The sequence below is a fragment of the Pelagibacterium sp. 26DY04 genome, from assembly GCF_031202305.1.
Classification (GTDB): Bacteria; Pseudomonadota; Alphaproteobacteria; order Rhizobiales; family Devosiaceae; genus Pelagibacterium.
In genome coordinates this window covers 825,972-844,721 of sequence record NZ_CP101731.1, presented here as the reverse complement: position 1 = coordinate 844,721, position 18,750 = coordinate 825,972, and the positions used below count along the sequence as shown (strand labels likewise).

Here is an 18,750-nt window from a genome sequence, read left to right as displayed (position 1 = left end):
GGGCTTTGACGCAAGGCGGGCGGGTTGGGCTAACAGATACCGATTGCGTCCCGCGCGTCAATCTTTACGGGCGGACGGCTTTCCGGCAGGTTCTGGCGGAACGGGAAAGAGGAAGGGATGGCCATGCGCAGCCACATTCTGGCGATCGACCAAGGCACGACATCAAGCCGGGCCATGGTGTTCGACAAGAACATGAGCGTGGTGGGTCAGGGTCAGAAGGAATTCAGGCAGCATTTCCCCAAAAGTGGTTGGGTGGAACACGACCCCGAAGACATCTGGGAAACGGTCGTGTGGTCGATGCGGCGGGCGCTCAGGGGTGCAGGACTTGGCGCCGATGACATCGCGGCGATCGGTATCACCAATCAGCGCGAGACCACCCTGGTCTGGGACCGGCAGACCGGCAAGCCGATCCACAACGCCATCGTCTGGCAGGATCGGCGCACGGCCGATATCTGCAACCAGCTCAAGGCCCAAGGCGCCGAGGATCTCGTCGCCCGCAAGACGGGGCTGCTGCTCGACCCCTATTTCGCGGGAACAAAGGTCAAATGGCTGCTCGACACCATGGAGGGCGCGCGCCAGCGGGCCGAGGCGGGAGAACTCGCCTTCGGAACGGTTGACACCTATCTCGTCTGGCGGCTGACTGGCGGCAAGGTGCACGCGACCGATGCCACCAATGCCAGCCGCACGCTGTTGTTCGATATCGAAAAGGGTGCGTGGGACCCCGAGTTGCTGGATCTGCTGGGCGTTCCCGAGGCGATCTTGCCTGAGGTGATCGATTGTGACGGCGATTTCGGTGAGACTGACGCAGCCGTTCTGGGCGCGGCCATCCCCATTCGCGGCGTGGCCGGCGACCAGCATGCGGCGGTGATCGGACAGGCCTGCTTTTCGCCGGGCATGATCAAATCGACCTATGGCACCGGCTGCTTTGCCGTGCTCAACACCGGGGAAACGCTGGTGCGCTCGCAGAACCGGCTGCTCTCGACCATCGCCTATTGCATCGGCGGCAAGACGGTCTACGCGCTGGAAGGCTCGATCTTTGTTGCCGGCGCCGCCGTGCAATGGCTGCGCGATGGACTCAAGATCATCGGCAAGGCCTCGGATTCCGGGCGGTTGGCCATCGATGCCGATCCCAACCAGAACGTCTATCTCGTACCCGCTTTCGTAGGCCTCGGGGCGCCCTATTGGGACGCGGAGGCGCGCGGGGCGATGTTCGGGCTGACGCGCAATACGGGGCCAGAAGAATTCGCCCGCGCTGCACTGGAAGCGGTTTGCTACCAGACGGCAGATCTGCTCGAAGCGATGTACAAGGATTGGGACGGACGCGGCACGCAAACGGTTTTGCGGGTCGATGGCGGCATGGTCGCCTCGGATTACACAATGCAGTTCCTCTCCGACATCCTCGATGCGCCGGTCGATCGGCCGCAGATGCTGGAAACAACCGTGCTCGGAGCGGCCTGGCTCGCCGGACAGGCCGTGGGCTTGTGGCCGGGGCAGGAAGAATTCGCGCGGCGCTGGGCGCTGGAGCGCCAATTTGTGCCCGAAATGGACGAATCGATCCGCGCCGCGAAGCTGGCCGGCTGGCGCGATGCGGTGAGCCGAACGCTTACAAGATAACGCTAGGCCAGGTCGTAAACCGCCAGAAGGTTAGGCAGCACGGCCAGATGCCAATTGATCGAACCGCCGACCGCCAGCGCCTTGCAGGCCGAGTTGGCGGCGTAGATCGCGGCGAAAGCGAGAATGCGCTTGCGCTTGTAGCCGAGCTTGGCGGCAAAGGCGTCGGCCATGGCATTGATGCGGACCGGATCGGCCGCCAATTCCACCTTGCCCCAGGGATGCAGGAAGCTCGCCGCAAGATCATAGGCAGGGTCGCCCAACAGCCCGAGTGGGGTGCGCGCGATCCAGCCGCGTTCGGCCAGGACGACGCGGTCGTGATGCACTTCCCCGTGCAGAGGGATTTCGGCGGCGGGCTTATCCAGGGTTGCATAAGCGATACCCACCGAGCGGGCGTAAAGATCGCGGGCCGTATCTGGCCAGACGCGCACATCGGCGGCAAAGAAGTCGGAGAGGTATTCGCGCAGCGGCACCAGGTTCTCCGGCAAGTCCGGCCGATTGACGTGCAGCATGCCGATCAGATTGGCCAGCGCGCTGGTCGCCTGGGCATCCTTGCCATCGAGCGCGGGTTCCGAGAGCATCTTGCCTTCGGCCCATTCGGTGAGGATGGCGTTCTCCGACGTGCCCAGATGCCTTATCGCACCGTCGCCGCGATACCATTCGAGCAGATCGCCCGCCCGGACGGGATCGCCGGTTTCGCCCTTGTAAATACGCAGGGCGGCGGGAGAGTTGTCGTCACGCTGAACCTTATAGGTCCATGCTTCGGCGGACTCCCCCACAAGGGTGAGTTTGGAAAGGCTCCAGCGAATGGCGGCCTTGTTGAGGACGGTGTCGTGCGGTGCGGTACCGATCGGAACCCCCTGTCGAAAGCGTGTCGGCGCGCGCCGAAAGAGAATCAGTATCTGTTCGATACCTTTGCTTTCTAGCAAATTTCGGGCGTGTCGTCTGGTTCCCTGCTTTCACGGATCAAGCCAAGGCATCATGCGAGCGCGCCGGCGGGGCCCCCGCCGCCGCGGAAGGGGCGTGACGTTGTCGTCATAGATCTTGGCATCGAGCGCATTGAGCCGGGCAAGGGCGACATCAAAGAGGTGGTCCATTTCCGGGTCGAACCACACCTCGTTGGCCAACATGGCGCGCGCCTGCTCGATGTGATCCTTGGCCAGTAAATATGCGGATGGCATCGGGCTTCTCCGTTTCGTTTCGGCGTGCCCCCATGAGTTAGAAAGCGCAGCCGAGTCGGACCAGCGCCGTTCCCTCATTGCGCACAATAGTAACGAAGCGTGGTGAAGTTCCTGCCAAGAACATGCCTGGCATTTGAATAAATTTATCTCAAGCGCTTCTTAACCCTCACGCAAGGTGGCCGCGCCATAATCGCCCCTGCTTTACGACGGCTTGGGGGAGCCGAGGTGACCGACCGCCTTCTCGAGGGCAAGAGGATACTCCTTGTCGAGGATGAATTCCTTATTGCCCTGGACATCGCCGACACGTTGACGAACGCCGGCGCCGAGGTGATCGGCCCGTGCACGTCGCTGCGGCAGGCGCTCGACCATGCGGGAATGCCCGGTCTCGACCTGGCGATGCTCGACATCGATCTCAATGGAGAGGAAGTATTTCCCGCCGCAAGCCTGCTGCGCAAGCGCGGCGTGCCGTTCCTCTTCTATACCGGCCAGCCCGAACGCGAAGTGCTGCGCACGGAATTTGCCGAAATACCGGTTTGCGTCAAACCGGTGACGCCGCAGCGGCTGATCGACACGCTCGCGCGGATGATGGCGCTCGCCGCCTGATCAATCTTCCCTGCGGTCATCGAGGAAACGCTTCTCGAACTGGCCGAGCAAAATGGTGATGACCAGGACGAGCACGGTGGCCAGCGCGGCGACCGAGAAGAAGCCGGCACCCGCCGCCACCCCGATGGCACCGGCCATCCACATCGCGGCCCCGGTGGTGAGCCCCTTGATATCGCCCCTGCCCGATCGGATGATCGCGCCGGCGGCCAGAAACGCAACGCCGGCCGTCACCGCCTCGATGACGCGGATGGGATCGAGTCGGGCGATGGCATCGGCGCTCAGATCGACCATTTCGTGGTAGATCTCGAAGGTCATGACCGTAAAGGCAGCCGCCGCGGTCGAAACAAGCATGTGGGTTCGAAGGCCCGCGGGGTGGTTCTTGATTTCGCGTTCCAGGCCAATCAGCGCCCCCAATATGGCGGCGACCAATAGCCTGACTGCAATGACGCCGAAAGACTCATGGGTGGGATTGCCGCCAAGCGCTAGAAAGTCTTCCATCCAACTGCCCTTTGTCGATTGCGTCTAAACGCCGAGCGAGCGCGCGCGGTTCCTTTCTAGAGCGGCCAGAAGACGGGGATGAGCACCATGGCAATCGCAAAGCTCACGAGGTTCAGCACGCCGCCGATGCGAAGGAAATCGAAGAATTTGTAGCCGCCCGCGCCATAGACCAGCGTGTTGGTCTGATAGCCGATGGGGGTGAGAAAACTGGCGCTGGCCGCAAACATCACGGCAACCACGAAGGGGCGCGGATCGACACCCAGGCCACTGGCGAGACCAATGGCCACCGGCGTCACGATGACGGCGACGGCGTTGTTGGTCACGACTTCTGTGAGCGCCGAGGACAGCAGATAGATGACGCCCAGAGCAAAGAGAGGAGAAAAGATCGCCAGATAGGGCGCGATGGCACGAACGATCTCTCCAACCAGGTCGACATTCTCCATGGCCACGCCGATCCCCAGCATGGCGACGATCAGGCCCAGCGTGCGCCAATCGACGGCTTGCACAGCTTCCTCGGCCTCCACGCATCGGGTGACGAGCACGGTTGCCGCGCCGATGATGGCGAGCCCTGCGATCGGCATCAACCCCAGCGCCGCGCCCACGACGACCGCAATGAGCACGCCGATGGCAATCGGAGCCTTGGAGCGGCGGAACCCGCGCTCGCTGGGCTCGGCGACATTGACCAGATCATAGTCTTCCACCAGCCGCCGCAGGTCTTCAGGCGCGCCTTCGATCAGAAGTGTGTCGCCCACTTCTATGGGCGACGTTTCGAACCGTTCGGCAAGATTGGCACCGCGCCTGTGAAGCGCCAGGGGATAGATGCCATAGCGTCGGCGCAGCCGAAGATGGCGCAGCGTCTTGTTCAAAATACCGGCGGTCGGCCCCACAAGCACTTCAACGATGGCAGAAGAGCGCGTGCCCAGCGATTGCATGTGCTCGGTCTCGGGCACCGTCAGATTGCCTTCTTCCTTCATGGAGAGAAGTTCGGCGATCGAGGTGCGCAGCACGACGACGTCGCCGGGTTGGAGCACCACATCATGCATGTGGCGGCGCAGCGAGAAATTGGCGCGCAGAACGTCGATAAGCTGGCGGTCGGGACGGTTGAAGGCAGCGACATCGCGGGCCTTCCTGCCGACATGGGGCGAGTTGTCCTCGATCACGGCTTCAAGAACGAATTTCTTGCTCGATTCCGAATGGGAGACTGCCGAGACGGTAGTCCGTTCGGGCAACAGATTGCGCAAGAGCAGCATGGTCACGATGCCGGCGGCGGCAAGCGCCGCGCCCAGCGGGGCGATTTCGAAGATGTGGAACGGCGCCATGCCGTTTTCCTGGGCCACGCTGTCGACCAGAATGTTGGTGGAGGTTCCGATCAGCGAGCAGGTGCCTCCGAGTATGGCCGAGAACGACACGGGGATCAGCAGGCGCGAGGGCGATGTTTCCATTTCCCGCGACAGGGTAAAGGCCACCGGGATCATGAGCATCACCAATGGGGTGTTGTTCATGAAGGCCGACATGGCCGCGATGGCAACCAGAAACATTGCCATGGTGCGGAGCGGATGGCTTCTCGCGCCGCTCCTGAACAGCAGGGCGAACGCCTCCAAAGCTCCGGTACGCACCAGTGCCGCCGAAATCACGAACATGCTGGCGATCGTGGCCGGCGCGGAATTGGAGAGAACGCCGAGCACGTCCTCAACCGAAACAAGCCGAAGCAGCAAAAGAACGGATAGGGCGATGCCCGCGCTGACTTCCGGCGTCCGCCACTCACGGGCAAACGCGACAAAGAGGGCCACGATGACGACGCTAACGATCAGCGCGCCATAAGGCTCGACCAGGGTTGCGATCAAGTTCGCCCTCCGCTCAGTGCGCCGGTATATTATTGATGCGGGACGGCAATGAAAATGGGCACGCGGCGCCGCAGCAAACTTTTTGCACCGAAAGGAAGAGCCGCTAGGCGTTCATTGGAAGGATGGACCGCGCCAATTCGGCTATGGCGTCGCGCATGGCCCGTTCCACGCCGGGCTCTGTCTGACCGTGGCCGGCCGAGGGCACGGGGATGATTTTGGCTTCCGTCCAGCGCTCGGCGAGGGCGTAGGCCGTCGCCGGCGGGCAGAGCAGATCGTAGCGCCCCTGGATAATGCGGCCAGGAATGCCCGCCAGTCGGCCGGCATTGGTCATCAATTGATCGGGGGCCAAGAAGCAATCGTTGGAAAAATAATGCGCTTCCATGAAGGGGGAGGCGGGCAACGGATCATTGCCCTGCAGCCGCTTTTCAAGATCGAGACGATCGGCGGGCGGGTTGACCTGGGAAAGCGTGCGCTCGACATCGTACCAACCCCAGACAGCCGGCAGGTGGATTGCCGGATCGGGATCGAGAATGCGACGCCAGTACGCTTCGAGCGGGGCGGTGCGTTCGGCCGGGTCGAGCAGGTCGAGGAAATCCTGGTAGAGCCGCGGATAGAACGTGGAGAGGGTCGTGCCGAACGCGGTTTCCAGTTCGCGGCGGGTGCCCAGGAACGTGGCGCGCAGCACGATGCCGCTCACCCGCTCGGGATGCGCCTGGGCGTAAGCCAGCGCCAGTGTCGCGCCCCACGAACCGCCAACCACAAGCCAACGCTCGATGCCGAGCGCAGCGCGGATCGTCTCCATATCGGCGACAAGGTGAGCGGTGGTGTTATCCTTGCGCGAACGGCGCGGCGTACTGCGCCCTGCCCCGCGCTGATCGAACAGCACCGCCCGGAACCACCGCGGATCGAAGAGCTGTCGATGACCGGGCTGGCAGCCGCTGCCTGGTCCGCCGTGGAGATAGACCGCCGGTAGCCCATCGTCGCGCCCGACGGTTTCGACATAGAGCCTATGCCCCTCCCCCACCGGCAGCATCTGCGTGGTCAAAGGGGAAAAGAGATCGCCCGAGGCCGCGCCCTCAGGAGGCATCGCCCGGCTCCGCCTCCAGAGTGCCGCCCGAGAAGTTGCGGTAGATGAACCGCGTCGAGCCGGTTTCGGATTCGGTCTGTGCTGTCTTGAAGATCTTTTCGTGCAGCGGAGAAAAGCCGCAGGCCGGATCGGTGTTGCTGGCGCTGCCCGTCAGCGCGAAGGCCTGGCAGCGGCAACCGCCGAAATCGATCTCCTTGAAGGCGCAGCTCTGGCAGGGTTCAGGCATCCAGCCCGTGCCGCGATAGCGGTTGAAGGCTTCGGAATTGTGCCAGATCCAGGCGATGGAATGGTTCGAGCGCACCGACATGAAATCAAGATCGGTGATCGATTCCGCCGCGTGGCAGGGCAGCACCTTGCCCGAAGGCGTGATGTTGAAGAACTGCCGCCCCCAGCCCCCCATGCACTTCTTGGGCCGCTCGGCGTAGTAGTCGGGAATGACGAAATCGATATCGAGAATGCCCTTGAGCCGCACGCGGGCGTCCTCGACGATTTCGGTCGCCCGGTCGAGCTGTTCGATGGTCGGCATCAGCGCCGCGCGATTTTTCAGCGCCCAGCCGTAATACTGGACGTTGGCGACCTCGATGCGGTCGGCGTCCATTTCGACGGCCATGGCGATGATGTCTTCGAGCTGGTCGAGATTTTGCCGGTGCATGACGGCGTTGACCGTCAGCGGCAGGTCGAGCTCGCGCGCCCATTGGGCCACCTCACGCTTTTTCACATGCCCGTTCTTGAACCCTCCGACCCTGTCGGCCTTGGCGGCATCGCTGCCCTGGAAACTGATCTGGATGTGGGACAGCCCCGCATCGGCGATTTCGGTGAGCTTTTCCTTGGAAAGCAGCACCGCCGAGGTGATGAGGTTGGAATAGAGATTGAGGTCCGTCGCGTGCTGGATGAGTTCGACGATGTCCTTGCGCGCGGTCGGCTCGCCGCCGGAAAAATGCACTTGCAGCACGCCGATTTCGGCCAGCTCGTCCAGTACGCGCTTCCACTCCTCGGTCGTCAACTCGTTGCGCGCCCGCTCCATTTCCACCGGATTGGAGCAATAGGGGCACTGGAGCGGACATCTGTGGGTGAGTTCGAGCAGCACGGCGAGCGGTATGCCATATTGCTGGGCGACCGATCTACCATCGCCTTCGAGGAGTGCCACGCCATCGAGACGTTCTTCTTCCAGCACGGGGCTGTTGCGATCCAGGGTCGGGCTCATCTCTTATCTCCTTGCTTCGATCAGGAACCCGGAATCGGCCAGGTCCTGAAGCATGTCGATCACGTCGCTGCCGATCTCTTCGGCAGGCGCCGCATATTTGGCGGCGAGCACGTCCACCATGTCCGAAACGCTGCGGTCACCATCGCAAAGCTGGAGCACTTCGACGGCGATCTCGTCGGGGGCCAGCACCCGTTCGGGCACCAGCAGCACCCAGCGTCCGCGCGTTTCGTCGAACCGCAATTTGACGCCCCGCGCCAGCTTGGGGACGCTTTCGAGCGAAACCGCCATGCGGCGGCGTGCTGCGGGCGCGCCTTCCATCACGGCTTTTCCGGAACGAACGCGCCGGGCGGGACGTGCCCGTCGACATAGGCATGATAAAGCGCGTCGAGCTGCACCCAGAGCACGTTGGTCTTGAAGATCAACGCATTGCAGACCAGCCGTCGCTCCTCGGGCGTCCTGGCGTGCTCCTTGACATAATCGAGCGCGAAGCCGGCATCGCGCGGTGCCTGTTCGAGCCGGCGGGTGAAATAGGTCATCACCGTCGGATCGATGAAGTCATAATGCTCGAGCATCCCGGCGATGCGCTCCTGATGCAGATTGGGCGCAAAGAGTTCGGTCAATGAGGAAGCAATCGCTTCGAGCGGGGAACGGTCACGCACGAAATGCACATAGGCTTCCACAGCAAAGCGGGTAGCGGGCAGGATGCCTTCGGTCGATTCCACATAGTCGGGATCGAACCCGAGACCGGTGGTCAGCTGGAGCCAGCGTTCGATGCCGCCCTCGCTGCCGATGTCGCCGTCATGGTCGGAAATGCGGTGCCGCCACTCGATGCGCGTAGCGCGATCGCGGAAGCGCGAGATCACCACCGCATCCTTAATGGGGATGGTGCTCTGGTAATAATAGCGGTTGAGCGCCCAGGCTTGCACCTGCCCCTTGTCGAGCTTGCCCCCATGCAGCAGGCGATGGAAGGGATGAAGGCTGTGGTAGCGCGTAGCGCCGATATGGCGGAGCTGGGCTTCGAGCTCTTCGGCCGTATTCAAGGGAGTGTCGGGGGCAATTGTGAGGGCCGACATGGCGTTCATAGGGTAATCTCCATCCCTTCGGCGGGAATGGTCCATCCCGCCGCCTCGATCTTTTTCCGCTCTTCCGAATCGGTTCGCCAGGCGGGGTTCGAGTTGTTGATGTGAAAGAAGAATTTCTGGCCGATCCGCATGTCGGCAAGCGTTGGGATGACGTCCTGCATGGACATATGCCCCATGCGCTGCCCGGTCTTCTTGCCCAGTCCCTGCGCTAGCAATTCGTCGTCGCGCCAGAGCGTGCCGTCGAAGAACACGGCGTCCGTGCCGTCAGTGAGGTCAAGCACATCATCGGTAAGCTGAGCGCAGGCCGGCAGGAACACCACGCTCCGTCCAGTCGAGAGATCGGTGATCTTGAGTCCGATCGTATCGCCCGGATCGCTTTCTTCCTCGTCCTCGAGAAAGAGCGCGGTCTTGCCGGGCGCGGCGAAGGGCAGGATGTCGAGACCCGCGGCCGGGCTGAAGCTTTCGCCCAAGGTCAGCGTCTCCCGCGTCACGATGCCGGGCTTGAGGGCGTTGAAAATCGAATTGGCGGCAAGGATCGAATGCACCCGAGAGTGTGCGTAAAGCGTAAAGGGCGAACCTTCGCGCAGGGTCAGCAATCCGGTGATCGCATCGATCTCGCCATTGGTGAGAATGACCCCAGCGATCGGGGAGTGCCGCAGCTCGCCGGCGCGCGGATGCAACGCGGGCGTGTTGGCGATCTGCTGGCGCAAATCGGGAGAAGCGTTGACGAGGAACCAGTGCTCGCCATCGGCGCTGATCGCAGCCGAAGCCTGATTCGCCTTCAGTTCCGGACGCCCTTCGCGGGCGTCACGGCAATTGGCGCAGCCGCAATTCCATTGCGGGACTCCGCCGCCTGCCGCGGCTCCGAGTATGATGATCTTGATCATAGGAAGATACCGCGGCAGGCGAATGGATTACTTGCGCTTGGCGCAAGCGTACATGTTGATTTCCATCGAAACCGGGATTTCGGTGAGCTTGGGCTTGTTCCAGGCCATAGCTTTTCTCCTCATAGAACACGGCGATATTGCCGTGCCGGCCATGCTGCGAAGAGAAGGGCCCGCCCGCAATCTATGGAGCCCATAGGTCCAAAGCTATGGAACCGCCTCGTCTAGAACTGGGCCTGGGGGCCGATATCGAGGAAGGGCGGAACGCCAAGGGTTTCCGGCAATGCAACCTCGCGCGCCGTCTTCTCAAGCGCCTCGATGAAACTCTTGTAGGGTTCGACCCGCTGATATTGCGAAGGGATCAGGGCGACGATCCGGCGCGCCGTGGCATTGACTCGATAAAGGCGCACACCCTTAAGCGTCTGGGTGCCATGGAGCACGGCAAGGGTGGGCACCAGGCACACCCCTGCCCCGGCGCGCACCAATTCGGTGGCCACCTCGAAGCTGCGGCATTGGGCGACCACCGCATGATCGGGAAACAGCCGCTCATACCAGTTTCGCACCCGCTTGGTATGCTGGGTGCCAAACGAGAATTGGATCGACTGGTTGAGCGTAGCGTATTGATCGGCGCTGAGCTGGCGCCGGGGATCGATAACGCCGGAGAGATCGAGCGTATCGGGAACGGCAAGCACATGCGCATCTGTCAAAAGCGGAACCTGGGAAAACCCGGCACCCGAAGCGACCATGGAATTTTCCGCCAGCAATCCCAGCGCGATGCGCCGCTCATAGAGCAGTTCGAGGATATCGGCGGGCGCCCTGTCCTGGATGTCGAAATCGATCTCGGGAAAAATCTCGCGCACCCGTTTCAGCGCGCCGGGCAACAGGATGCGCAGCACCGAGGTGATGCCGGCAAGCCGGATCGTCATGCGACGGCCCGTCGTATACTGCATCAGCCCATCCTCGAGGTCGCGCATGCCGCGCAATACATGCTCGGCCTTGGGCAGCAGGTATAGCCCCGCTTCGGTCAGCTCCATCTCACCCGGACGGCGATTGAAAAGCCGGGTGCCGACCAAGGTTTCCAGGCGCGAAAGCTGTTGCGAGAGCGATGGTTGGGCAATCCCGAGCTGCTTTGCCGCCTCGGTCAGCGTCGCCGCATGCGCGACGGCGGTGAAGATCCGGAGCTGATGCAGTGAGATTTCGGTATGCAGGCTTGTGGAGAGCTTGTTCATTGTGAGGACGCGAAGCAAGGGCAATCCCCATGTGTTGCCGATCGGGCAGGCACATTCAAGATTAAATGGTCGGCATGGGAAGGAGTGGTGGTGCCCGGGGGCGGAATCGAACCACCGACACGCGGATTTTCAATCCGCTGCTCTACCAACTGAGCTACCCGGGCTTGCCTGTTCCAGGGGCGCTGCGGCCCCGTCGTTGGTGGCCGGGTTATAGGCAGTCCCGTCGGGGCTGTCCAGCACCTCGCGACGAATTTTCCACCTTCGCGACGATTTTGTCGTCAATGCAATGCCAGGTCAGGAAAACAGCCGCTCTGACAGGCGCTTACTCCTCGTCCTCACTGTCGATCCGCGCGCTTTTGTCGGCGTCGTCGTCGCTCCGGCCGCCGGGAATGACATAGTTGCCCTTGAGCCAGCGGTTGAGATCGACATCGGCGCAGCGCGCCGAGCAGAAGGGATGGAATTGCTGGACCGAGGGTTTTCCGCAGATCGGGCACGGCTTAGGCGTCCGCAGGCGGGTGACGTTGGTGTTGGCCATCTCAGACCCCCGGAAGCGACGCCGGATTGAGCCAGTTGAACTGGACCGGGTATCCCTCGCCGGTCAGAAGCGCGGCGGTTTCGAACAGCGGAAGGCCGACGACGGCGGAGTACGAACCGCTCATCTTGACGGCAAAAGCTCCGGCAATGCCCTGGATGGCATAACCGCCCGCCTTGCCGCTCCATTCGCCGCTCGCCAGGTAGGCTTCGATTTCCTTGTTGGAAAGCCGCTTGAAGCGGATGCGCGTATCGACAAGCCGCTCGCGTGCCTGGCCGGCGGCCGAAATCACGCAAAGACCGGTGAATACGCGATGCGCACGGCCCGAAAGCAGCCGCAGGCAGCCTGCCGCCTCGTCCATGGTTTCGGCCTTTGGCAGGATGCGTCGTCCAACGGCGACCACCGTATCGGCGGCAAGGATCAGCGCATCGGACGCCAACCCGGCCTGGCGCGCTTTCTTGCGGACTTCCACGGCCTTGGCGTGAGCCAGCCGCTGAGCCAGACGGCGCGGCAGCTCACCCTTTTCGGGCGTTTCATCCACATGGGCGGGAATCAGGTGATCGGGTTCGATGCCGATCTGGTTCAAGAGCGCGAGCCGACGCGGCGAGGCCGAAGCAAGGATCAGTTCGGGGCGTCTGCTGGACAAGGCGCTGCTCTATTTGAAACGATAGGTGATGCGGCCCTTGGTGAGGTCATAGGGCGTCATTTCGACGAGCACCTTGTCCCCCGCCAGAACGCGGATGCGGTTCTTGCGCATGCGGCCCGCGGTGTGGGCGATGATCTCGTGATCGTTCTCGAGCTTGACGCGAAAGGTCGCGTTGGGGAGCAATTCAGTGACCACGCCCGGGAATTCGAGCACTTCTTCCTTTGCCATTCTTTCTCCTGATGATGCCCCGGGGCATTCTTGCGGTGCCGGCCCGTTCCTTTGCGAGGAACCGGCTCCAGCCGCTTCGGGGCGCGATTTGGCGCGCAAACTAAACGCAAACGCCGATAATTGAAAGTCCCCGCTTCAGCCAGACCTGTCTGCTCTTTCCAGCAGCGGTTCGAGGGCGGAGCGCAGCCGCTTGTCGAGGTCATCGCGCAAATCGCGGTAAGCGGCAAGCGCCACCTCGCGCGTGCCTTCGACTTCGGACGGATCGGCAACTTGCCAATGTTCGGTGACCTCGGCCTCCAGCCCGCGTTCGGCCACGGCCTTTCGGGCGTCCTCGGCCAGGGTGACGACGACATCGAAATGCGATGCCATCAATTCGTCCATGGTGTGAGGCGTATGGACCGACATATCCACCCCGATCTCCTCCATCACCTGATGGACGAAATGATCGGCCTTACCCGAACGCACGCCCGCCGAACGCGCGATAAGCCGGCCGGGGAAATGCTTGCGGGCCAAAGCTGCGGCGATGGGCGAGCGCACCGAATTCATCGAGCAGACGAAAAGGACTGTGGGCAGTTGGCTGTCCTGCTCGGGAATACGCGCAGCATAGGGCTGAACGGCGCAGATGAGGGTGAACAGCCGCCGAGCGGTTTCCAGATCCATCACCAGCTTGTTGTCGAGCCGCTCGATCAGCAGTTCGGCCGCCTGGTTGTGCAGCCCGCGCCGGCCCATGTCCACGGCCTCGATCTGGAAGGTCGAGGCCGAGCGGATGGCCTCGTAATAGCTTTCGCGAATGCGAAAATAATCCCGGATGAGGCTGCGGAACGGGGTCAGCGATAGGTAGTGCGCGGCAATCGGCGAGAAGGTTTCAGGGTGCCGCACGTCGAGCACGATGTGGTTGCCCACGATCGACAGGTGCAGCGCGTATGGCCCCTGCGCGGTAACGCGCGCCGGATAGAACCGGTTGGAATCCACCAGATCGTAGCTCGCGACGCGCCATTCATGGACCTCGTCCGGATCAACCGAAGTGATGGTGTTGGGGTCGAGCGTGACCGTGACGATCCTGTCCTTTTGCGGATCGAAGGGCCGCTTGTCCATCAGGTATTGAGCCTTATCGAAACCGACCGGCCATGGGCTTGTAACCCCTCGGTTTCCGCCAGGGTGACCGTGGCATCGGCAAGTTCGGCGAGCGCAGCGGGCGTGCAACCCAGTATCGAGGTGCGCTTCATGAAGTCGAGCACGCCGAGCCCGGACGCGAACCGCGCCGAGCGGGCCGTTGGCAAAACGTGATTGGAGCCGCCGACATAATCGCCAACGGCCTCGGGCGTGTGGTGGCCGACAAAGATCGCACCCGCATTGCGGATTTTCCCGATCAGCGGCTCGGGATCGTCGAGCGCCAGTTCCACATGTTCCGACGCTATGCGATTGGCGAGCGGAATGGCGTCCTCGAGGCTCGAAACGGTGATGATGGCGCCGAACTCGTCCCAACCGGCGCGGGCATTGTCGGGAGCGCGCAGGGTATCGAGCTGGCGTTCCACCTCGGCAGCGACGGCCTCTCCCAGGCCGGGATCGGTGGTCAAAAGGATCGACTGGGCTCCTGCCCCGTGCTCGGCCTGCGCCAAAAGGTCGGCCGCGACCCATGCGGGATTGGCCGAAGCGTCGGCGATGATCAGCACTTCGGACGGACCGGCGATCATGTCGATGCCCACGGTGCCGAACACCTGCCGCTTGGCGGCAGCGACATAGGCATTGCCCGGCCCGGTGATCTTGGCGACCGGCGCGATCGTTTCGGTGCCGAACGCCAGCGCCGCAATGGCCTGGGCGCCGCCCACCCGATAGATCTCATCGACCCCAGCGATCTTGGCCGCCGCCAGAATGGCGGGATTGACCTCGCCTCGAGGCGTGGGCACCACGATCGCCAGCCGCTCGACCCCGGCCACCTTGGCGGGGATGGCGTTCATCAGGACCGAGGATGGATAGGAGGCCAAGCCGCCGGGCACATATAGCCCCGCCGCCTCGACAGCCGTCCAGCGGCTGCCCAACGTCACCCCGATATCGTCTGTATAGGTGTGATCGGCCGGCTTTTGCTTTTCATGATGCGCAGTGATGCGCCGATGAGCCAGAACCAGCGCATCGCGGATTTCCGGCGCGACGGCCTGGTAGGCAGCGTCGATTTCAGCCTGAGAGAACCGCATGGTTTCCGGCGTCAATTCGAGCGCGTCGAACTTGCGGGTCAATTCGATCAGCGCGGCATCACCGCGCTGGCGCACATCGGAGATGATCGCAGCCACCGTGTCGCCGACCTCGACCGAGGCTTCGCGCTTGGAGGCGAGTAGAGTCTCAAAAGCCTCGGTAAAGCCGGCTTCGGCGCTCGAAAGAATGGTAGGCATGTAACCGATCGCGTCCCGGTCAGTCGACGTCGTGCTTGGGCTGGGCCTTGGCCGCCCATACCCCGCCGAGATCGCGAAGACGCGCTTCGAGACACTCGACTTCGAGCCGCACCCTGCCACCGCCGGCAAAGGTAAGCAAGACCTCGCCGCTGGGCGCATCCTTGGGCTCGAACGTCACCGCGAGCAGTTCGAGCACGCCCTCCTTGGACTTGAGGTCGAACCCCTCCGCATGGGCCACCGTGACATGATCGAAATGCAGCCCCGCCCGCTTGCGCTGGCCCCTGCCGCGAGCGTCGCCCGCTTCCCAGGCATAACGGTTCATGAGCAGAACGAAGCGCTTGTCGGACTTGGAATACCCCATGTCGCCCACCCGGACGACGGCATCCTGAAGGTGAGCCGAAACGATCTCGAGATCTTCGCTGTCGAGCGCCAGGAGCTTGAGATCGGTCATGGGAGCCTTGTGTGCGATTGCGTCAGTCATGCTTGCACATCTGGGCACTATGGCTCCAAAGTGCAAGCATATTCTGACACATGGCCAGGGCCTGCACTCATAATATTCGCACTCACGATGGAGACGAAAATGGCCAAATGGCAGGAAGAGAGCGCAGCGCGTATCGAATACGTGCAAGCTCTCTGACGCACCAGTTGGCCATTTTCGTCCCACCCCGAAGGAGCGCGCCGGATTTGCCCATCCGGTGCGTCAAGCCGCTTGCCCGTGTCCAGACACGGCCGGCACGTCTTTCCTGCCGGGCTGACCAAATCCGGCAGCGTCGTGAGCGCGAATATTATGAGTGCAGGCCCTAACCCGCGATCCGCTCGATCTGCGCTCCGCAGCGGGACAGCTTGTCCTCGAGCCGCTCGAATCCGCGATCGAGATGATAGATGCGGTTGACCACCGTCTCCCCCCGTGCCGCCAGCCCTGCAATGACCAGCGACACGGAAGCCCGCAGATCGGTCGCCATAACCTGGGCGCCCTTGAGTTCGGGCACGCCGGTGACGGTAGCCACCTGCCCGTCGACGGCGATCTTTGCTCCGAAACGGGCCAGTTCGGCCACATGCATGAAGCGGTTTTCGAAGATGGTTTCCTTGATGGCCGAAGTGCCCTCGGATCGGGTCATCAGCGCCATGAACTGGGCCTGCAGGTCGGTGGGAAAGCCGGGGAAGGGTTCGGTTTCGACGTCCACCGGCAGAATGCCGTTGCCATTGCGATAGACGCGCAGCCCGCCCTCTTCACGCGTCACTTTCGTTCCGGCCTGGGCCAGCGTATCGAGCGCTGCCTGAAGCAGTTCCGGACGTGCATTGCGCAGGAACACCTCGCCACCGGTCATCGCGGTCGCCATGGCGTAGGTGCCTGTCTCGATCCGGTCGGGCAGCACTTCATGGATCGCACCGCCGAGCTTTTCGACGCCCTCGATCACCAGCCGCTCGGTGCCGATGCCGGAAATCTTCGCGCCCATGGCAACCAGGCATTCGGCGAGATTGCCCACTTCGGGCTCACGCGCCGCATTCTCGATGATCGTCGTGCCTTCGGCCAGGGTCGCGGCCATCATCACCACATGGGTGGCGCCGACCGAAACCTTGGGGAAACGAACCGAGGCGCCCTTGAGCCGTCCGCCGGGCGCGCGGGCCACGACATAACCGCCGTCGATATCGATCTCGGCGCCAAGCTGGCGCAAGCCGTCGAGGTAGAAATCAACCGGCCGGGTGCCGATGGCGCAGCCGCCCGGCAGCGAAACGCGGGCATTGCCCTCACGCGCCAGAAGCGGACCGATGACCCAGAAGCTGGCGCGCATTGTCGAAACCAGCTCGTAAGGCGCGGTGGTATCGACGATGTCGGACGCGGTGAAGGTGATCCGCTGCCCGCCCATATCCGTGTCGCCGCGCCGGCGGCCGTGAACGGCGATATCGACGCCGTGGTTTTCCAAAATCCGCTCGAGCTGCTTGACGTCGGCCAGGCGCGGCACGTTGACGAGGACCAGCGGTTCGTCGGTGAGGAGCGAGGCGATCATCAGCGGCAGCGCCGCGTTCTTGGCGCCGGAAATCGGAATCTCGCCGTTGAGCTGGTTGCCACCCACGATGCGGATGCGGTCCATAAGGCTACTCCTTGGACAGGGTCGGTCGCGAATCGCCACGCATGGGGCGACGCGTTACAGTTGATGTGTGGTAGCGCAGCCGGCAATAGGCTGCAAGAAAGGCGCGAAAGCGCGGAAGGAACGGATCAGGCCGAGGATTTGCCGCCCGACGGTTCGCCCTTGCTGTCCCCTTCTCCTTGCGATGTCGACTCCGGTTTGGGCGCCGTGCGCGCCTTGGCCTGGGCTTTGCGGCGACGGAGATTTTCCCGCAGCTTTGCGGCCAATCTTTGATCACGATCCTGACTGGGCATGGGCTCGACCTGGAACGCCTCGAATTTCAGTGTTGTACTGACAGTTTTTTGCCCTTGCGTCCACAGATGGCCTGTGGCAGTAACGGCCCGCATTCAGCCGGCGGGTCGATCCCCGGCGTCTCAAACGCTGCTGTAGCTCAGTGGTAGAGCACTCCCTTGGTAAGGGAGAGGCCGACAGTTCAATCCTGTCCAGCAGCACCATTCTCCTTCTCCTCGTTGCTCGTGGCCGTTCAGTTCGCAGGAAACAAGCGGGCTGCCGGATCGTTAGGGGGAAAAGGAGATTTTCATGCACGTTTTCCCCGCATCGCTTTTCACCGCTTTCCTCGTCGTCCTTCCGCTTGCAGCGCAGGAGCCTGACCTGCCGGAAGCGCCCGAGGTGGTGACCCAGGATCCGCTCGTCCCTGAAAGCACGCTTGATGAAGGCGAGGCGCTGCCGGAAAATCCCTATTACGACGACCGCTCGACCGCGGCGGCGGTCGTTGAATCGCTCTATAACGCCATCAACCGGTCCGAATATCTCCGCGCCTGGTCCTATTTCGACCACGACGCTGCACTCGATGAGGAGGCCCTGGCCCAGGATTTCGAAGCCTTCGCAGAGGGCTACCGGAACACCGACAACGTCCAGCTTCTCGTCGGGCCGGAGATCACCGAGGGCGCCGCCGGAACCGTTTATTACTCCATCCCCGTCGCCATCGAAGCGACCGACCGGAATGGCGCAAGCGAGACGTTTGCGGGCTGCTATACGCTCAAGCTGGCCCAGCCGGTGCTCCAGGCCACCCCGCCGTTTCGGCCGCTGGCGATCATGGAAGGGAACCTCGAGCCGTCCGAAGGCGCGCTCGAGACCATTCTGCCCAGCCAGTGCACGCCAGCATAGTCCCCGATCACCGATCGGGCTCGTGATCCGGGAACGGGGTTTGTCCTGGCGCACGCTCCGGGCCGGGATCGGGGTTGCCGGTCGGATCGTCGGGATCGGGCACCGGCGAGTCGGGAGGCGTAGGACGCGGAGGATCGGCGGGGTTGCGCATGGGCGGAACCGGTCCCTTGCGCGAGGGATCGGCAATATCGGGCTGCGGCTCCATGGGCGGGCGCGTCATGGCATGCTCCTATCGTTCCAGAGGGGGATCGGGAAACTGAACGTCCGGATCGGGCGCGGGCGGGGTGGGCGGCACGTCGTTTTCGGGCTCGACCGGCGGTGGCTGCTTTTCGGGCTGGGGCGGCCGGGGATGAGGCGCGGGAGGCGGAGGCTCGCCCAGGGGCGGCTTAGGCTGTTCGGGCTGTATGACCATGGTCAGATCCTTTCGATTGTCCCTGGCCAATGCGCTGGCGGCGCGCCCTGTTCCCCGAGTCAAAA

The 18,750-nt window shown here is 63.0% G+C and carries 23 protein-coding genes and 2 tRNA genes; 4 read left to right on the top strand and 21 right to left on the bottom strand.

The genetic code is table 11. From position 1 onward, the window contains the following. Window positions 1-123 precede the first annotated feature (123 nt). On the top strand, window positions 124-1,614 hold the full coding sequence (glpK, locus tag NO932_RS03950) for a glycerol kinase GlpK (RefSeq protein WP_309210978.1): 1,491 nt from the start codon (window positions 124-126) through the stop codon (window positions 1,612-1,614). Window positions 1,615-1,616: 2 nt separating this feature from the next. Here the strand turns inward: glpK and NO932_RS03945 are convergent, their stop codons facing one another. Beyond that, the gene (locus NO932_RS03945) at window positions 1,617-2,540 is read right to left on the bottom strand and encodes an aminoglycoside phosphotransferase family protein (RefSeq protein ID WP_309209774.1); all 924 of its coding nucleotides are present in this window, start codon (window positions 2,538-2,540) and stop codon (window positions 1,617-1,619) included. Window positions 2,541-2,570: 30 nt separating this feature from the next. Beyond that, entirely contained in the window at window positions 2,571-2,792 is a 222-nt protein-coding gene (locus NO932_RS03940) for a hypothetical protein (RefSeq protein ID WP_309209772.1), read from the bottom strand. A 225-nt stretch (window positions 2,793-3,017) separates the two neighbouring features. Between NO932_RS03940 and NO932_RS03935 the strand changes: the two genes are divergently transcribed. Next, window positions 3,018-3,395, top strand: a complete 378-nt coding sequence (locus tag NO932_RS03935) for a response regulator (protein WP_309209770.1) — start codon at window positions 3,018-3,020, stop codon at window positions 3,393-3,395. On the opposite strand, the gene NO932_RS03930 is transcribed toward NO932_RS03935, so the two are convergent. The 17 genes from NO932_RS03930 to murA form a co-directional block, all read right to left on the bottom strand. Further along, window positions 3,396-3,893 (bottom strand): MgtC/SapB family protein, encoded by a 498-nt coding sequence (locus NO932_RS03930; RefSeq protein ID WP_309162453.1) that lies wholly within the window; start codon window positions 3,891-3,893, stop codon window positions 3,396-3,398. A 56-nt stretch (window positions 3,894-3,949) separates the two neighbouring features. Continuing rightward, window positions 3,950-5,737: an SLC13 family permease gene (locus tag NO932_RS03925; RefSeq protein ID WP_309209769.1), complete on the bottom strand. Its 1,788-nt coding sequence runs from the start codon at window positions 5,735-5,737 to the stop codon at window positions 3,950-3,952. 103 nt (window positions 5,738-5,840) lie between these two features. Further along, entirely contained in the window at window positions 5,841-6,824 is a 984-nt protein-coding gene (pip, locus tag NO932_RS03920; RefSeq protein ID WP_309209768.1) for a prolyl aminopeptidase, read from the bottom strand. Then, on the bottom strand, window positions 6,814-8,028 hold the full coding sequence (gene pqqE / locus NO932_RS03915; RefSeq protein ID WP_309209766.1) for a pyrroloquinoline quinone biosynthesis protein PqqE: 1,215 nt from the start codon (window positions 8,026-8,028) through the stop codon (window positions 6,814-6,816). Before pqqE ends, pip begins: the two co-directional genes overlap by 11 nt. A gap of 3 nt (window positions 8,029-8,031) precedes the next feature. Continuing rightward, window positions 8,032-8,346, bottom strand: a complete 315-nt coding sequence (gene pqqD / locus NO932_RS03910) for a pyrroloquinoline quinone biosynthesis peptide chaperone PqqD (RefSeq protein WP_309209764.1) — start codon at window positions 8,344-8,346, stop codon at window positions 8,032-8,034. Beyond that, complete coding sequence (pqqC, locus tag NO932_RS03905) at window positions 8,346-9,110, bottom strand: pyrroloquinoline-quinone synthase PqqC (RefSeq protein ID WP_309209762.1); 765 nt, start codon at window positions 9,108-9,110, stop codon at window positions 8,346-8,348. The genes pqqD and pqqC overlap by 1 nt, the downstream gene beginning before the upstream one ends. Next, the gene (gene pqqB, locus NO932_RS03900) at window positions 9,107-9,997 is read right to left on the bottom strand and encodes a pyrroloquinoline quinone biosynthesis protein PqqB (RefSeq protein WP_309209760.1); all 891 of its coding nucleotides are present in this window, start codon (window positions 9,995-9,997) and stop codon (window positions 9,107-9,109) included. Before pqqB ends, pqqC begins: the two co-directional genes overlap by 4 nt. A 27-nt stretch (window positions 9,998-10,024) precedes the next feature. Beyond that, complete coding sequence (gene pqqA / locus NO932_RS03895; RefSeq protein ID WP_041528725.1) at window positions 10,025-10,105, bottom strand: pyrroloquinoline quinone precursor peptide PqqA; 81 nt, start codon at window positions 10,103-10,105, stop codon at window positions 10,025-10,027. A gap of 113 nt (window positions 10,106-10,218) precedes the next feature. Continuing rightward, a complete protein-coding gene (locus NO932_RS03890; RefSeq protein ID WP_309209758.1) occupies window positions 10,219-11,223 on the bottom strand; it encodes a LysR family transcriptional regulator in 1,005 nt (334 codons plus the stop codon). Window positions 11,224-11,311: 88 nt separating this feature from the next. Beyond that, window positions 11,312-11,387 (bottom strand) — tRNA-Phe (locus NO932_RS03885). A gap of 158 nt (window positions 11,388-11,545) precedes the next feature. Continuing rightward, window positions 11,546-11,758, bottom strand: coding sequence for a DNA gyrase inhibitor YacG (gene yacG / locus NO932_RS03880; RefSeq protein WP_309209756.1), 213 nt, complete (start codon window positions 11,756-11,758; stop codon window positions 11,546-11,548). A gap of 1 nt (window position 11,759) precedes the next feature. Then, window positions 11,760-12,401 carry a Maf family nucleotide pyrophosphatase gene (locus tag NO932_RS03875; RefSeq protein ID WP_309209754.1) on the bottom strand — a complete coding sequence of 214 codons (642 nt, stop codon included), beginning with the start codon at window positions 12,399-12,401 and terminating at the stop codon, window positions 11,760-11,762. A gap of 9 nt (window positions 12,402-12,410) precedes the next feature. Beyond that, window positions 12,411-12,629 carry a translation initiation factor IF-1 gene (gene infA, locus NO932_RS03870; protein WP_014327290.1) on the bottom strand — a complete coding sequence of 73 codons (219 nt, stop codon included), beginning with the start codon at window positions 12,627-12,629 and terminating at the stop codon, window positions 12,411-12,413. Window positions 12,630-12,764: 135 nt separating this feature from the next. After that, on the bottom strand, window positions 12,765-13,724 hold the full coding sequence (locus NO932_RS03865) for a UPF0262 family protein (RefSeq protein WP_309209753.1): 960 nt from the start codon (window positions 13,722-13,724) through the stop codon (window positions 12,765-12,767). After that, window positions 13,724-15,016, bottom strand: a complete 1,293-nt coding sequence (hisD, locus tag NO932_RS03860; RefSeq protein WP_309209752.1) for a histidinol dehydrogenase — start codon at window positions 15,014-15,016, stop codon at window positions 13,724-13,726. Before hisD ends, NO932_RS03865 begins: the two co-directional genes overlap by 1 nt. Window positions 15,017-15,035: 19 nt before the next feature. Next, entirely contained in the window at window positions 15,036-15,497 is a 462-nt protein-coding gene (locus NO932_RS03855; protein WP_309209750.1) for a DUF2948 family protein, read from the bottom strand. A gap of 319 nt (window positions 15,498-15,816) precedes the next feature. Beyond that, window positions 15,817-17,109, bottom strand: coding sequence for a UDP-N-acetylglucosamine 1-carboxyvinyltransferase (murA, locus tag NO932_RS03850; RefSeq protein WP_309209749.1), 1,293 nt, complete (start codon window positions 17,107-17,109; stop codon window positions 15,817-15,819). A 416-nt stretch (window positions 17,110-17,525) separates the two neighbouring features. On the opposite strand from murA, the gene NO932_RS03845 reads away from it, so the two are divergent. Beyond that, window positions 17,526-17,600 (top strand) — tRNA-Thr (locus NO932_RS03845). Window positions 17,601-17,685: 85 nt separating this feature from the next. Continuing rightward, window positions 17,686-18,273 carry a hypothetical protein gene (locus tag NO932_RS03840; protein ID WP_309209748.1) on the top strand — a complete coding sequence of 196 codons (588 nt, stop codon included), beginning with the start codon at window positions 17,686-17,688 and terminating at the stop codon, window positions 18,271-18,273. A 7-nt stretch (window positions 18,274-18,280) separates the two neighbouring features. Here NO932_RS03840 and NO932_RS03835 read toward each other — a convergent pair whose 3' ends face one another. Next, window positions 18,281-18,493, bottom strand: a complete 213-nt coding sequence (locus tag NO932_RS03835) for a hypothetical protein (protein ID WP_309209746.1) — start codon at window positions 18,491-18,493, stop codon at window positions 18,281-18,283. A 9-nt stretch (window positions 18,494-18,502) separates the two neighbouring features. Continuing rightward, entirely contained in the window at window positions 18,503-18,685 is a 183-nt protein-coding gene (locus NO932_RS03830) for a hypothetical protein (RefSeq protein WP_309209745.1), read from the bottom strand. Window positions 18,686-18,750 lie beyond the last annotated feature (65 nt).

What these genes read in the sequence shown, in the direction of transcription:
- pqqD (WP_309209764.1), bottom strand. Translation starts at nt 8,346, where the DNA reads ATGGAAGGCGCGCCCGCAGCACGCCGCCGCATGGCGGTTTCGCTCGAA.
- NO932_RS03865 (WP_309209753.1), bottom strand. Translation starts at nt 13,724, where the DNA reads ATGGACAAGCGGCCCTTCGATCCGCAAAAGGACAGGATCGTCACGGTC.
- pqqB (WP_309209760.1), bottom strand. Translation starts at nt 9,997, where the DNA reads ATGATCAAGATCATCATACTCGGAGCCGCGGCAGGCGGCGGAGTCCCG.
- pqqA (WP_041528725.1), bottom strand. Translation starts at nt 10,105, where the DNA reads ATGGCCTGGAACAAGCCCAAGCTCACCGAAATCCCGGTTTCGATGGAA.
- yacG (WP_309209756.1), bottom strand. Translation starts at nt 11,758, where the DNA reads ATGGCCAACACCAACGTCACCCGCCTGCGGACGCCTAAGCCGTGCCCG.
- infA (WP_014327290.1), bottom strand. Translation starts at nt 12,629, where the DNA reads ATGGCAAAGGAAGAAGTGCTCGAATTCCCGGGCGTGGTCACTGAATTG.
- NO932_RS03940 (WP_309209772.1), bottom strand. Translation starts at nt 2,792, where the DNA reads ATGCCATCCGCATATTTACTGGCCAAGGATCACATCGAGCAGGCGCGC.
- pip (WP_309209768.1), bottom strand. Translation starts at nt 6,824, where the DNA reads ATGCCTCCTGAGGGCGCGGCCTCGGGCGATCTCTTTTCCCCTTTGACC.
- murA (WP_309209749.1), bottom strand. Translation starts at nt 17,109, where the DNA reads ATGGACCGCATCCGCATCGTGGGTGGCAACCAGCTCAACGGCGAGATT.
- hisD (WP_309209752.1), bottom strand. Translation starts at nt 15,016, where the DNA reads ATGCCTACCATTCTTTCGAGCGCCGAAGCCGGCTTTACCGAGGCTTTT.
- NO932_RS03840 (WP_309209748.1), top strand. Translation starts at nt 17,686, where the DNA reads ATGCACGTTTTCCCCGCATCGCTTTTCACCGCTTTCCTCGTCGTCCTT.
- NO932_RS03835 (WP_309209746.1), bottom strand. Translation starts at nt 18,493, where the DNA reads ATGACGCGCCCGCCCATGGAGCCGCAGCCCGATATTGCCGATCCCTCG.
- glpK (WP_309210978.1), top strand. Translation starts at nt 124, where the DNA reads ATGCGCAGCCACATTCTGGCGATCGACCAAGGCACGACATCAAGCCGG.
- pqqE (WP_309209766.1), bottom strand. Translation starts at nt 8,028, where the DNA reads ATGAGCCCGACCCTGGATCGCAACAGCCCCGTGCTGGAAGAAGAACGT.
- NO932_RS03830 (WP_309209745.1), bottom strand. Translation starts at nt 18,685, where the DNA reads ATGGTCATACAGCCCGAACAGCCTAAGCCGCCCCTGGGCGAGCCTCCG.
- NO932_RS03890 (WP_309209758.1), bottom strand. Translation starts at nt 11,223, where the DNA reads ATGAACAAGCTCTCCACAAGCCTGCATACCGAAATCTCACTGCATCAG.
- NO932_RS03855 (WP_309209750.1), bottom strand. Translation starts at nt 15,497, where the DNA reads ATGACTGACGCAATCGCACACAAGGCTCCCATGACCGATCTCAAGCTC.
- pqqC (WP_309209762.1), bottom strand. Translation starts at nt 9,110, where the DNA reads ATGAACGCCATGTCGGCCCTCACAATTGCCCCCGACACTCCCTTGAAT.
- NO932_RS03930 (WP_309162453.1), bottom strand. Translation starts at nt 3,893, where the DNA reads ATGGAAGACTTTCTAGCGCTTGGCGGCAATCCCACCCATGAGTCTTTC.